General features: G+C 38.0%; 9 protein-coding genes, 1 tRNA gene, 1 rRNA gene and 3 pseudogenes (1 of these 14 only partly in view). 10 read left to right on the top strand and 4 right to left on the bottom strand.

Annotated elements, in window-relative coordinates:
* Positions 1–25 precede the first annotated feature (25 nt).
* On the top strand, positions 26–328 hold the full coding sequence (locus V8V91_RS08020) for a glycoside hydrolase family 30 beta sandwich domain-containing protein (RefSeq protein WP_373400643.1): 303 nt from the start codon (positions 26–28) through the stop codon (positions 326–328).
* Positions 329–420: 92 nt separating this feature from the next.
* Here V8V91_RS08020 and clpX read toward each other — a convergent pair.
* From clpX to V8V91_RS08000, 4 genes and pseudogenes are all read right to left on the bottom strand, one after another.
* Positions 421–1,645 (bottom strand): annotated as a pseudogene (gene clpX / locus V8V91_RS08015) (ATP-dependent Clp protease ATP-binding subunit ClpX).
* A 3-nt stretch (positions 1,646–1,648) separates the two neighbouring features.
* Positions 1,649–2,320 (bottom strand): ClpP family protease, encoded by a 672-nt coding sequence (locus V8V91_RS08010; protein ID WP_074226578.1) that lies wholly within the window; start codon positions 2,318–2,320, stop codon positions 1,649–1,651.
* A gap of 75 nt (positions 2,321–2,395) precedes the next feature.
* The gene (gene tig / locus V8V91_RS08005; protein WP_373399620.1) at positions 2,396–3,724 is read right to left on the bottom strand and encodes a trigger factor; all 1,329 of its coding nucleotides are present in this window, start codon (positions 3,722–3,724) and stop codon (positions 2,396–2,398) included.
* Between the two features lie 86 nt (positions 3,725–3,810).
* Positions 3,811–3,895, bottom strand: a tRNA-Leu gene (locus V8V91_RS08000).
* 165 nt (positions 3,896–4,060) lie between these two features.
* Here V8V91_RS08000 and V8V91_RS07995 point away from each other — a divergent pair.
* From V8V91_RS07995 to V8V91_RS07955, 9 genes and pseudogenes are all read left to right on the top strand, one after another.
* Positions 4,061–6,280, top strand: a pseudogene (locus V8V91_RS07995) (bifunctional (p)ppGpp synthetase/guanosine-3',5'-bis(diphosphate) 3'-pyrophosphohydrolase).
* A gap of 54 nt (positions 6,281–6,334) precedes the next feature.
* Positions 6,335–6,805 carry a Fur family transcriptional regulator gene (locus V8V91_RS07990; protein ID WP_074226581.1) on the top strand — a complete coding sequence of 157 codons (471 nt, stop codon included), beginning with the start codon at positions 6,335–6,337 and terminating at the stop codon, positions 6,803–6,805.
* Positions 6,802–7,149 (top strand): STAS domain-containing protein, encoded by a 348-nt coding sequence (locus tag V8V91_RS07985; protein WP_373399619.1) that lies wholly within the window; start codon positions 6,802–6,804, stop codon positions 7,147–7,149. Before V8V91_RS07990 ends, V8V91_RS07985 begins: the two co-directional genes overlap by 4 nt.
* Positions 7,150–7,304: 155 nt before the next feature.
* Positions 7,305–8,575, top strand: a pseudogene (locus tag V8V91_RS07980) (adenylosuccinate synthase).
* A gap of 147 nt (positions 8,576–8,722) precedes the next feature.
* Complete coding sequence (locus V8V91_RS07975) at positions 8,723–9,310, top strand: hypothetical protein (protein WP_373399618.1); 588 nt, start codon at positions 8,723–8,725, stop codon at positions 9,308–9,310.
* Between the two features lie 37 nt (positions 9,311–9,347).
* A complete protein-coding gene (locus tag V8V91_RS07970) occupies positions 9,348–10,847 on the top strand; it encodes a PKD domain-containing protein (RefSeq protein WP_373399617.1) in 1,500 nt (499 codons plus the stop codon).
* Entirely contained in the window at positions 10,835–10,999 is a 165-nt protein-coding gene (locus V8V91_RS07965; protein ID WP_373399616.1) for a hypothetical protein, read from the top strand. Before V8V91_RS07970 ends, V8V91_RS07965 begins: the two co-directional genes overlap by 13 nt.
* Positions 10,996–12,015, top strand: coding sequence for a type IX secretion system membrane protein PorP/SprF (locus V8V91_RS07960; protein ID WP_373399615.1), 1,020 nt, complete (start codon positions 10,996–10,998; stop codon positions 12,013–12,015). The genes V8V91_RS07965 and V8V91_RS07960 overlap by 4 nt, the downstream gene beginning before the upstream one ends.
* A 625-nt stretch (positions 12,016–12,640) precedes the next feature.
* Positions 12,641–12,645: ribosomal RNA gene (locus V8V91_RS07955) — 16S ribosomal RNA — on the top strand; it runs 1,496 nt beyond the window's last position.

Genomic DNA, 12,645 nt, shown 5'->3' with positions numbered 1-12,645 from the left:
GGATGGGGCATTTTATGAAAGTAAAATGCTATGGACTTTAGGGAATTATAGTCGGTTTGTTAGACCTGGATTTGTGAGGATAGAAGCTTCCATCAATTCGGATAAGTTGATGGGATCAGCTTACATAGATCCATTAAGTAAACAAAAGGTGGTTGTTTTGGTGAATCCAGAAGCTAAGGATATACAGGTCTCTTTGGGTGGGGAAGGATCCGAAAATACTTCGATTCAATGCTATCTAACTAATGAGCAGTCAAGTTTATCCCCTTTAACAGTTTCGAGTATTTTTCAAATGCCAGCAAAATCGGTAATGACCTTAGTGTTTAATTAAAGATGGGGATTGACAATATTTAAAAAGAATTGAGAAAAGAAAAGCCCTGCAAAGTTCATCGCAGGGCTTTTGTTCATTTTAAGATTCAATGATTAAGCAACTTGAAGTCGTTTGAATTTCGACTTGTCAAACTTGCTTTGTGCATATTTTCCATCAATGATCAATTCTTTGATAGAATCATCAGAAGGAATTTCATACATCGCATCGGTGACTATTGCCTCACAAATGGATCGCAATCCTCTTGCTCCCAAATTGTATTCTACAGCTTTGTCCACAATGAAGTCGATGGCACTATCCTCAAAAACAATATTCACTCCCTCCATTGCGAGTAGTTTTGAATATTGTTTTACCAAGACATTTTTAGGTTCGGTAAGAATTCTTTTCAGGGAATCTTTATGTAATGGATCTAAGTGAGTCAGTACAGGAAGTCTTCCGATTAATTCGGGGATCAATCCAAAAGCCTTTAAATCCTGTGCAGTAACATATTGCAATAAGTTCTCTCTGTCTGCAGAGGGGCCAGCATTGTTCTTACTAAATCCCATCGGCTGAGTATTGAGCCTTTTACCAATATGTCTGGCTATCCCATCAAAAGCACCACCACAAATAAATAAGATGTTTTCCGTGTTTACGGCTATCATCTTTTGGTCTGGGTGTTTCCTGCCCCCTTGAGGCGGCACATTTACTACCGTTCCTTCTAGAAGTTTCAACATGGCTTGTTGTACACCTTCTCCGCTGACATCTCTTGTAATGGAAGGATTGTCTGATTTTCTGGAAATTTTATCCAGTTCATCAATGTAAACGATACCTCGCTCAGCCGCTTCCACATTGTAATCTGCTGCCTGCAATAATCTAGTCAGGATGCTTTCTACATCTTCTCCTACATAACCAGCTTCAGTCAATACTGTAGCATCAGCAATACAAAAGGGTACTTCAAGAATTTTTGCCAAAGTTTTAGCTAAATAAGTCTTCCCGGTACCTGTATCTCCCACCATGATGATATTTGATTTCTCAATTTTCACATCATCCTTTTCGTCTTTCTGAGAAAGTCTTTTATAGTGATTGTATACCGCTACGGTCAGCACTTTTTTGCCTCGTCTTGACCAATTACAAATTGATCCAAGAAGGAAGTTAGTTCCTTAGGCTTTTTAATTTGAATTTAGGTTGAGCTCCTTCTGATTTTTTGGTTTTATCTTCTTCACCAAGAATCAAATGAGCTTGTTCGATGCAGAAATTACAGATATGGGCAGATATACCCGAAACCATCAGGTCTACATCTTTCTTATTTCTACCGCAAAAAGAGCAGGTAACTTGAGCCATTACTTAAGGTTTTTTTACTAATACTTCATCAATCAGGCCATATTCCTTGGCCTCTGGAGCTTTCAACCAATAATCTCTATCTGAATCTCTTTCGATCTCTTCAAAGGATTTACCGGTATGATTAGCTAAAATCTGATACAATTCTTGTCTCATGGAAAGAATCAATTTCAAGGAAATTTCCATGTCTCTAGATTGTCCTTGCATTCCACCGGAAGGCTGGTGAATCATTACTCTAGAATGTTTCAAAGCAGATCTCTTATCTTTTGCTCCTCCGGCTAATAAAACAGCACCCATGGATGCTGCGATACCTGTACAGATAGTCGCTACATCAGGTCCAATGTACTGCATCGTGTCATAAATTCCCAAACCTGCTGTTACAGAGCCCCCTGGACTATTGACATAAAGCAACACATCCTTTTTGGAGTCTACCGATTCCAAGAACAAAAGCTGAGCAACAATGATATTTGCAATGTGATCGTCGATACCTGTCCCAAGGAAAATTATACGATCCATAATCAATCTAGAGAAGACATCAATTTCACGGAAATTCTGTGGACGCTCCTCGATCACAGATCGAGTCATGTTTTCAATATGCTGTGTGTATTGGTCAAAAGCTGTACCATTTACGCCTTGATTATGGATGGCGTATTTTCTGAATTCTTCTTTATTGATCATATTCGAGTTTGTTGTGGTAAACAAAAATAAAAAAAGCCCTTAAATAAGGGCTTTTTTATGATAGCAATAATCAAATTAGTTTTCTAAAAGTTCCTTAAACTGATCGATAGAAATTTCTTTTTCTTTCATGTCCACAGTTTCTTGAACAAAAGCAAGTACTTTATCATTCTGAACTGAAGTAAGCATATTCATGTAGTTTTGTCCTTCTTCACCTTTAAGGTAATTGTCAACAAACATGTCCATGCTGTCTTCCATTTGAGAACCTAATCCAGAAGAGGCAAATTGCTCACGGATCATTTCTTTGGTTTTAGCAATCACATCTTCATGCTCAGCCTGAATTTTGTTTTCAGTAGCTAATTGATTGGAAATCAATGACCATACAAGTTGTTTTGCGTACATTGGGAATTCTTTCTCAACGTCTTCTACAGAAACTTTTCCTTCATTAGCTCGAATTAACCATTCTTTCAAAAACTCCTCTGGCAATTCAACTTTCGCAGACTCAGTTAACGCTTTCTTCAATTCTTCTTCAGTGAATACTTTAGATTCTCTATCGTAATTACCTTGAAGAGTTTCCTTTACTTTGGCAACAAACTCTTCTTCAGACTTCACTACATCTGGACCAAAAACTTTATCGAAAAATTCTTGATTCATTTCTGCAGTTTCAGTTCTATTGATGTTTTTTACGGTGAAAGTAAGAGCACCCTGTGCAGATTCAACTTCTTCATCGGACATATCAAAAGCATCTTTCCATTGTGCTTTCTTCACATCTTTAGAATCAAATTCCACTACTGTATCTTTGCTGATGCCAATGAATTTGCCAGCAAGCTTTTTAGTAATTTTTGATAAGTCCAAAGAAAGAGTTTTAGTGAAACCGCTTTCTGCGGCAGTCAAGTCACCATAGATGTGATCACCTGCTTCGCTTACCTCAGGGTTGGTACTTTTTCCAGACTGAGATTTCAAGTTTTCGATTGTTTCTTCTACTAACTTGTCATCTACTTTGATGGAATATTTGGTAGCCTTGAACTTTTTGTCCAATGGCACTTTGATGCTTTCTACAAAACCGATTTTATAATCAAAATCAAATTCTTTTTGAGTTTTCCAGTCAATAGAATTGTCTTCTTTTTCTACTGGAAGTGGCTCTCCAAGAACTTTAAAAGTTTGCTCTTTCAGGTAGTTGTTTAATGACTCTCCTAAAATTGAATTGATTTCCTCAACCAAAACAGAAGTACCATAGATGTTTTTCACCATGGAAACCGGTGCTTTGCCAGGTCTAAAACCTTTGATATTGGCTTTCTTGGCATAGTCTTTCAGTTTCGCATCTACCTTTGGTTGGTAATCTGCTTCGTTTAGTTTAATTTTAATTAAAGCTTGATTTGCTGAATGCTTGTCTATTGAGATTTCCAAGGCGTTTGAATTTATTATGATGATTAACTAAAAACCCTCAATCTCCTTCCTGTTGTGAAACAGTAGAGTGATTGAGGGTTCGGTATTGGTGCGGATAGAGGGACTCGAACCCCCATGCCTTGCGGCGCTAGATCCTAAGTCTAGTGCGTCTACCAATTTCGCCACATCCGCTAATGGTACAACAGGAGCGAAAATCATGGAATTTTCATTCCGTTTCCTGATTGTGGATGCAAAGGTAAATAGTAATTTTCAAAATGCAATAAGTCTCGAAAAAAAAATAAAAGAATTAGGCAAATAATTTCATAGCATACATTTTTGAATTAAAAATAGGTTTGTATGATCCAAGTGGATGTAGAAGAAGAACGAAAAGAGATTCTAAAGCGCTATCGACGTTTGTTGAGGCAAGCTAAACCTGTGCTCAAGCCTGGGGATACAAAAATCATCAAAAAGCTTTTAATGTATCCCAAGAAGCGCATAAGGAGATGAGACGGAAATCGGGTGAGCCTTATATATATCATCCCTTAGAGGTAGCCTTGGTATGCGTAGAAGAAATTGGGCTTGGTACCACCTCAATCGTTGCTGCACTCCTACATGATGTAGTAGAAGATACGGATTGGGAATTGGAGGATATTGAAAGGGAGTTTGGTCCGAAAGTGATGTCCATTATTGATGGGTTAACCAAAATCTCAGGAGTCTTTGATTACGGAAGCTCGCAGCAAGCTGAGAATTTCAGGAAAATGCTGTTGACTCTATCTGATGATGTACGGGTTATCCTAATCAAATTGGCTGATCGACTCAATAATATGAGGACGCTTCAGAGCATGCCTCGACACAAACAGTTGAAGATTGCTTCAGAGACCATGTATCTCTATGCACCTTTGGCGCACCGTCTGGGTTTGTATTCCATTAAGTCTGAACTGGAAGACTTGTATCTGAAATATACCGATACTGAAACCTATATGGACATTGTTCAGAAAATTAATGAGTCTAAAAGTATTCGGAATAAATTCATTAAATCCTTTATTCAACCTATTGAGGATGAGTTGATTAGGCAGAAGTTTAATTTTGTTATCAAAGGAAGGCCTAAATCTGTTTATTCCATTTACAGCAAAATGAAGAAGCAAGGGATTCCCTTTGAAGAAGTGTATGACTTGTTTGCCATCCGGATTATTTTGGATAGTGACCTAGAGAATGAGAAAGCAGATTGTTGGCAGGTTTATTCCATCGTGACCGATTTTTATCACCCAAATCCAGATAGGCTGAGAGATTGGATCAGTACCTCCCGCTCCAATGGATATGAGTCTTTGCACACTACTGTGATGAGTAATACCGGTCAATGGGTGGAAGTTCAGATCCGGTCCACGAGAATGGATGAGATTGCTGAAAGAGGATATGCAGCCCATTGGAAATACAAGGAAAAAGACAGCAGTTCCAAATCGACTGCTGGTTTGGATGATTGGATTTCTCAAGTGAGAGGTTTGTTGGAGTCCAATGATGGTTCGGCTATCGAATTCATGGATGATTTTCCGGGGAAATCTCTTTCATGAAGAAGTCTTTGTATTTACCCCTAAAGGAGATTTGAAAGTATTGCCTTTTGGTTCAACTGCCTTAGATTTTGCCTTTGAAATCCATACGGAGATCGGCGCGAAATGTATTGGAGCGAAAGTGAACCAGAAACTGGTGCCTATCTCCCATAAACTTAAAAATGGTGACCAGGTAGAGATTTTAACATCCAATAAACAGCGGCCTACCGAGGACTGGCTAAATACGGTAGTTACTTCCAGAGCAAAGGCAAAGATCAAAGATGCTCTGAGGGAAGAAAAGAAATCAGCAATTTTGGATGGGAAAGAAATTGTGCAGCGGAAGTTGAAACAGATGAAAATGGAATTCAATTCTGAGGCGGTAGATAAACTGCGAGCTTATTTTGAATTGAAAACTGCCAATGAATTTTATTACAGGTTAGGGAAAGGAATCATAGATCCAAAATCAATTAAGTCCTTCAAAACTTTTAAAGAAAACCAAAAACTTAAGAGTAAAGCGATTCAAGAAAAGGTGAAAGATGAATCCACTTTCACCAAAGAAATCAAGAGTCTGAAAGGGCCTGATCATGATCAGTTACTGATAGGAGAAGACATGGATGTAGTAGACTATATCCTTGCGAAATGCTGTAATCCAATCCCTGGAGATGACGTTTTTGGGTTTGTGACTGTTAATGAAGGAATAAAAATTCATAGAACCTCTTGCCCAAATGCATTGGAACTTTTGTCCAATCATGGGAATCGAGTCATCAAAGCTAGATGGACCAGCCAACAAGAAATCGCTTTCCTTGCAGGTCTCAGGATTATTGGAACAGATAGAGTAGGATTGATCAATGACGTTACCAAGGTGATTTCCAATGAATTGAAAGTTAATATGAGGTCTATTACGGTTGATTCTGACGCCGGGATTTTTGAAGGAACCATCAAGTTATATGTGCATAGTACCGAGCATTTAGACCAGCTTATGAAAAACTTGTCTCAAGTAGAAGGAATCCATAAGGTTTCAAGGTTTGATTAGGCAATTGAATTATTTCTACCGTACAAAAGTTATATTTGAAAAAAATAGCTCAAAATGCCTTTGAATACCACGCATTTCGAAGAGGTGAAGAAAATATTTACCGCGTATCTGGAAAATCAAAAACTCCGTAAGACACCGGAAAGATATGCGATCCTCGAAGAAATTTACACCCGAACGGGACACTTTGATGTAGAGTCACTCTATATCAGTATGAAGAATAAGAATTATCGCGTAAGTAGAGCCACTGTTTATAACACCTTGGATTTGTTGGTTGAATGTGATTTAGTGACCAAGCATCAGTTTGGAAAAAACCTGGCTCAATTTGAAAAATCATACGGGTATAAGCAGCATGACCATTTGATTTGTGTTGAATGTAATAAAGTGTTGGAATTTTGTGATCCACGCATCCAAAACATTCAAAATACCGTTGCTGATATTTTAGATTTTCAGGTTTTACACCACTCACTGATTCTATATGGCAATTGTAAAAAGGTCAATTGCGAAAATAAAAAAGCTGAAGAATGAAATTAACCTATACAACCAGCAAGGATGATCTTGCAACTTACCTCTTTATCAAAGGTGATTTAATTGGGGATGAAACGGGGCCTCAATTAGTGGAAGTGGTTTCGGATGCTATTGAGGATGGAGTAAAAACCTTTGTAGTAGACCTAAGTGAAGTGAGATATATATCTTCCAGCGGAATTGGTTTATTGATCACCATGCTTACCAAAATGAGGAATGTGGGAGGAGAAGTATATTTAGCGGCACCTTCTGAGCATGTCAAAAAATTGCTGATCATTACCAAGCTGAACAATATTTTTACAGTGTATGATTCGGTTGAAACCTTTAGAAAGGAGAAAGCTTCTTAAGTCATTTACTTTTGAAATAAGAAGATTTGAATTGAAATTTCTTCAAATGTGAGAGGTCGCAATAATAAATTGAGTCTAAGTCTTGGTTTTCTATGGGCTTATTGCAAATTTCACGCCTCAAAAAGTTTTAGCATAAACGATAGACCGCACATCAAATGAAGATGGATGTACTTCTGGGGCTCCAATGGGGAGACGAAGGTAAAGGAAAAGTAGTAGACGTTCTCGCGCCACAATATGAAATAGTAGCTAGATTCCAAGGAGGACCTAATGCAGGTCATACACTTGAATTTGATGGAATAAAGCATGTTTTACACCAGATCCCTTCTGGCATTTTCCGTTCCCAGATATTAAATATTATTGGCAATGGGGTTGTTCTCGACCCAATTGTTCTCAAGAAAGAAATTGATGGATTGGCCAAATTCAATATTGATTACAAGAAGAATTTAGTAATCTCCAAAAAGGCAACCATCATTATCCCTACTCATAAACTGTTGGATGCAGCCTATGAGCAATCCAAAGGCGATAAGAAAATCGGGTCTACCTTGAAGGGTATTGGTCCGACTTATCAAGATAAAATTGGAAGATCTGCTCTACGAGTAGGAGATATCATGAGTGCTGATTTCAATGAAAAATATGCAGCTTTAGTAGAAAAGCACAAAAACACACTTTCCCATTTTAATTACCCTCTTGATGCATTGGCAGAAATGGAGGAACAATTCTTTGCAGCGATTGAATTCTTCAAAACCTTGAATTTGATTGATAGTGAGTATGTAGTTAATGATGCATTTGCAGAGAATAAGAAGATTTTGGCTGAAGGCGCTCAAGGGTCACTATTGGATATTGATTTTGGTCTTATCCTTTTGTGACTAGCAGTAGCACGATGACTGCTGGTGCATGTACTGGTTTGGGAGTTTCTCCTTCAAAAATCGGAGAGGTATTCGGTATTTTCAAAGCATACTGTACTAGAGTAGGAAGTGGTCCTTTCCCAACTGAACTATTTGATCAGACGGGTGAAGCCATGAGAAAAGAAGGGAATGAGTTTGGAAGTACTACAGGAAGACCTAGGAGATGCGGTTGGTTAGACCTTCCTGCCTTAAAATATTCCATCATGATCAATGGGGTGACTCAGTTATTCATGATGAAAGCTGATGTCCTGAATATCTTTGAAGAGATTCAAGTTTGTACCCATTATGAATTGATATCTGGGGAGAAAATCGATCGTCTAAGTTTTGAGATCTCGGAACAAGAAGTGAAACCTATTTATAAAATCCTAAAGGGTTGGAACTGTTCTTTGGAAGGAATTGATTCTTATGAAAAGTTTCCAGCAGAATTAAAAGAATATGTGAGCTATCTAGAGAAGGAACTAAATGTTCCAATTAATTTAGTTTCAGTTGGTCCAGACAGAAGTCAGACCATCCTTAAATAGCCATTCAAATAAAGATTTGGAAGCCTTCGGTTTAAAACTGAAGGCTTTTTTATTTCTGAGATTTTTTAATCCTATTTTAGAAACACAAATAGTCGTGTTTTGAGAACCAAAATTGCTTTTTTTACTCTTTTATTACTTGTAGCCAAGATGAATGTCTTTGCACAATCGGGATTTCCGTATTGTGAGACGTTTGATTCAAAAACCACACAGCCTACTACTATTTTTGGAGCAGATGCTCAACTAGTAGATGGGGCTTTGAGACTTACCAATAATCAGGTCGACCAAAGAGGTTATGTCTATATAGATATTCCTTTTTCTTCAGCTTATGGAATTAAGACTTCCTTTGAATTTTTTAGTTATGGAGGGGACGGAGCGGATGGTTTGGCCTTTTTCTTATTTGATGCAAATGTTCCTAGTTTTTCAATCGGAGGCTTTGGGGGTCTCTGGGCTATTCCAAAAGATTACAAGAGCCAGGGCTTGCAGGTGCTTACATGGGGGTGGGTTTTGATGAGTTTGGCAATTTTGGAAATACTGCAGAAGGAAAAACAGGTGGTTTTCCAGGAGCTGGGACAAGTTATGTTCCCAATAGCATTGTCATACGAGGACCTGGGAATGGATTTTCCGGATATGAATTTATCAAAGGGAAAAGAACTATGGAATCTGGACCGGATGGATTGGCTGCAGATCAGTTTTTCCGATCAGTTCGGGTGGAATAGGTACAAGCAGAGTAACTGATTTAAATCAGCCTGGATATAGAAAAGCAAACATCACCTTGACCCCAAATCCAAGTGGGGTAGGATATTTAATCACTTTAGTGATGGATTATACCGTCGAACAAAATAAGCATCGGACCATTACTATTTTTCAGGATGTCCCCTTTCCCTATCAAGCGCCTCAGAATTTGAAACTAGGTTTTTCTGCTTCCACTGGTGGGTTTACAAATTTTCATGAAATAAGAAACTTAATTGTGGAAGTGGCAAATGACGAAGATTTGTTGAACCCAGAAGGTTCTGATATTTCAAATTGGGAGTCATGTGCAGCGACTGAAAATACATTTTATATCACCGAGGAAGAAGTAGAATTGTTAAATGAAAATGCTTCGATTTCCTGTCTGCAATTTTTTAGGACCATGGAAGAAATAGAAGGTATTTCGGAGGATATCTGTGAACAAGCAAAATGCGATGAAGAAAATAGGTTGCTTGTGATGCCTGAAGGGATTTTTCAGGCAACTGATGAACCAGGTGGATTTTTATTTACTCCTAATTTAGAATATGTCGGAGAAGAGGTTTCTATTTATTATACCGTAACTGATAATTATGGAAAACGATCCCAAGGGAATTCTTTGACCATCAAAATTCTTGATTCTCCACCTCCAATGGAATTGGTTCAGGCAGAAGGAGAGGAGCCTGTTGAAGATATTTTTCTTTGTGGAGGAGAGACTGTTTTATTGAAGGGGATCAATGAAATTGATTATTCACAAATAGAGTGGAGGAAAGACGGAGTTAAAATTCCTGGTGCTGAAGGATTGGAGTATACTGTTAAAGAATCAGGAATTTATACCATTGTAGGTTTTAACGAAAGAGGCTGTTTTATTTCTTCCAATGAAATTGAAGTTACTTATCCCGAAGCACCTTCCTATGATATCGAAAATCCAATTGTCGGGTGTACGCCGGGTGAACCAATTGACTTGACATCTTACTTGGAGGGTTTTGATCTTTTGACCTATGATTATTTGCTTACTGGAAGTGGGGTTTCCTTAATAAATGAACAATTGAAGGAAGTTGCAGTTTCCGGAAACTTTGATTTAACCGTAAAGCCAAAAAGTCTGGAATGTTATTCTAATCCTATACAAATAGAGATCATCCTATTGGAAGAAGAGCTTCTTTCGGATTTTGAGTTTGAAGTCCAAGGGTCCGGAATAACAGGGGATATGGATGGAGGGATTTTCCCAGATGATGTAATCCAATTTAATAATCTGTCAGATGATTCTTCGGTAAGTTGGAATTGGGATTTTGGTGACGGAAGTACCAGTAACCTAGAAAACCCAACGCATATATATGGAGAAAAAGGGGAGTACGATATTGTTTTGACCGTAGAAAATGAATTGGGTTGTTTAGCTACTTCCACAAAAAGACTTTCAATTACCAGAAGTTATAGAGTGATGTTTCCCTCAGGCTTTACTCCCAATGAGACAGAAAACATCACTTTTGTGCCCAAATTTAAGGGCATCGTAAGCATGGAGCTTTTAATATTCAATACTTGGGGGAATTGATTTTTGAAACAGATGCTATCGAAACCGAGGGTTGGGATGGAAAACTAGATGGTGAATTGCTAGATGCTGGCATCTTTATATATAGATTTAATGGAGTAGCCATCGATGGCGAAAAAGTAACGAAGGCAGGTAAATTCAGATTAATCCGATGATGAGAAGGTTACTTTTTTTACTTTTGGCTTTACAAATAACTTCTGCATGGGGGCAGGATGTTCAGTATAGTCAGTTTTATGCAAATCCACTTTATCTGAACCCTGCATTTGTTGGAAGTACAGGGTTCACGAGGCTTGGTGTAAACTTTAGAAGTCAATGGCCTTCTTTAGACCAAAGCTTTATTGCATATACTGCGTATGCTGATCATTTCGTTGAAAAATATAATTCTGGGATTGGAATTAGTATTTCGGGAGCAAGGGAATCCTACACGCAAAGCCAAGTACATGAAATTGGGCTTTTATATAGTTATAGACTTCGTCTTGGAGAACGTAGGTTTTTACACGCAGGCTTTCAGGGATCTTTTGTAGCCAGAGACGCACTATTTGATCAAGTGGTATTAGGCACCCAATTGGATATCGATCGAGGAGTGATCCTTGGTTCTCCCGGAGATGGTTTTGAAGGAGATAGTAGGTTAAGAGATGTTGATCTTCATACTGGTCTCCTGTATTATGATGACAAATTTTGGTTTGGAATTTCTGCATTTCATTTGTTGAGGCCGGAAATCAGTTACCTTGAGATGGATGGAAATAAACTTCCAATAAAATATTCTCTTCAGGGTGGAGTGAAATTTGATATGGCTCCTGGGGATATCAATGATTATTTTAATAATACAGACCAGGAGCGTTCTCTCTCTTTTGCTTTTAATTATAAAAAGCAGGGACAATTTTCACAATTGGATATAGGAACTGAATTTTATTTTGAACCCTTGGTTCTCGGAATTTGGTATAGAGGTCTTCCGACAAAGTACAGTTTGCCGAATAATGAGTCGATAATTTCTTTAATAGGGGTTCGGTTAGATAATAGAATGGAGTTTGGATACAGCTTTGATTTCTCTATTTCAAAGCTGGGACAAAAATATTCCGGAGGAGCCCATGAAATTTCGATCAGATATGTTTTTTCCAGTAAAGACCCATCTAAAAAGTACTATCCAGAGCTTCCTACCTTCAGATATTAGTTGATAGGTGGTGCAAATAAAATTTAAATCTGGTTTATCGATAAAATTCGAAATAAAACATAAATCAAGCCTATTTATTTTATTCTAATGCAATAGAATCTTTTCCTAAAATTTTTATTCTTCTGTTTCAGGGGTTTATGATGAGTAGGGATATTTTTTGTGATCTGATATTGTTGTTACGGATAAAAGTAGGATATTTGCACTCCCAAACGACGCGAACGGCGGAAGAAACGGGGAGGCTGAGAGGTCTGAAAATTGAAAGGAAATAAAATTTTGCAAAAGAGTTAGGAAGTCAAAAAAGATCACTTACCTTTGCGCACCCTTCGGCAGCGAAGGGGTTAAAAGCGGAAGGGATTGAGGTTCCTGAAACTTTTAAAAAATAAAAAAGTCAAAGAGTGTTGCGGATTAAAAAAGCTTCTTATTTTGCACTCCCTTCAGCAAGGAAGGGAAAAATTTGAGGTCGAAACGGGAGCTTTGAGTGATCGACAGAGGCCACAAAAGGTGTGGTATCAGTTCTTTTCGGAAGCGATGTAAGGCGAAAAAAATAATAACCTGAGAAAGACGAGGAAGGTTGATGGACATTGCTTAGTGCGTGTTTGCCTGACAGTGTATATAATGATAATTTACAAT

It is taken from the genome of Algoriphagus halophilus (assembly GCF_041729275.1).
Classification (GTDB): Bacteria; Bacteroidota; Bacteroidia; order Cytophagales; family Cyclobacteriaceae; genus Algoriphagus; species Algoriphagus halophilus_A.
Note: the sequence above shows the minus strand (reverse complement) of the source record. Positions and strands in the feature narration are given on the sequence as shown.

Excerpts from the sequence above, each read along its gene's own strand:
- V8V91_RS07975 (WP_373399618.1), top strand. The coding sequence starts at position 8,723 with ATGAATGTCTTTGCACAATCGGGATTTCCGTATTGTGAGACGTTTGAT.
- V8V91_RS08020 (WP_373400643.1), top strand. The coding sequence starts at position 26 with ATGCTATGGACTTTAGGGAATTATAGTCGGTTTGTTAGACCTGGATTT.
- V8V91_RS08010 (WP_074226578.1), bottom strand. The coding sequence starts at position 2,320 with ATGATCAATAAAGAAGAATTCAGAAAATACGCCATCCATAATCAAGGC.
- V8V91_RS07985 (WP_373399619.1), top strand. The coding sequence starts at position 6,802 with ATGAAATTAACCTATACAACCAGCAAGGATGATCTTGCAACTTACCTC.
- V8V91_RS07990 (WP_074226581.1), top strand. The coding sequence starts at position 6,335 with ATGCCTTTGAATACCACGCATTTCGAAGAGGTGAAGAAAATATTTACC.
- V8V91_RS07960 (WP_373399615.1), top strand. The coding sequence starts at position 10,996 with ATGATGAGAAGGTTACTTTTTTTACTTTTGGCTTTACAAATAACTTCT.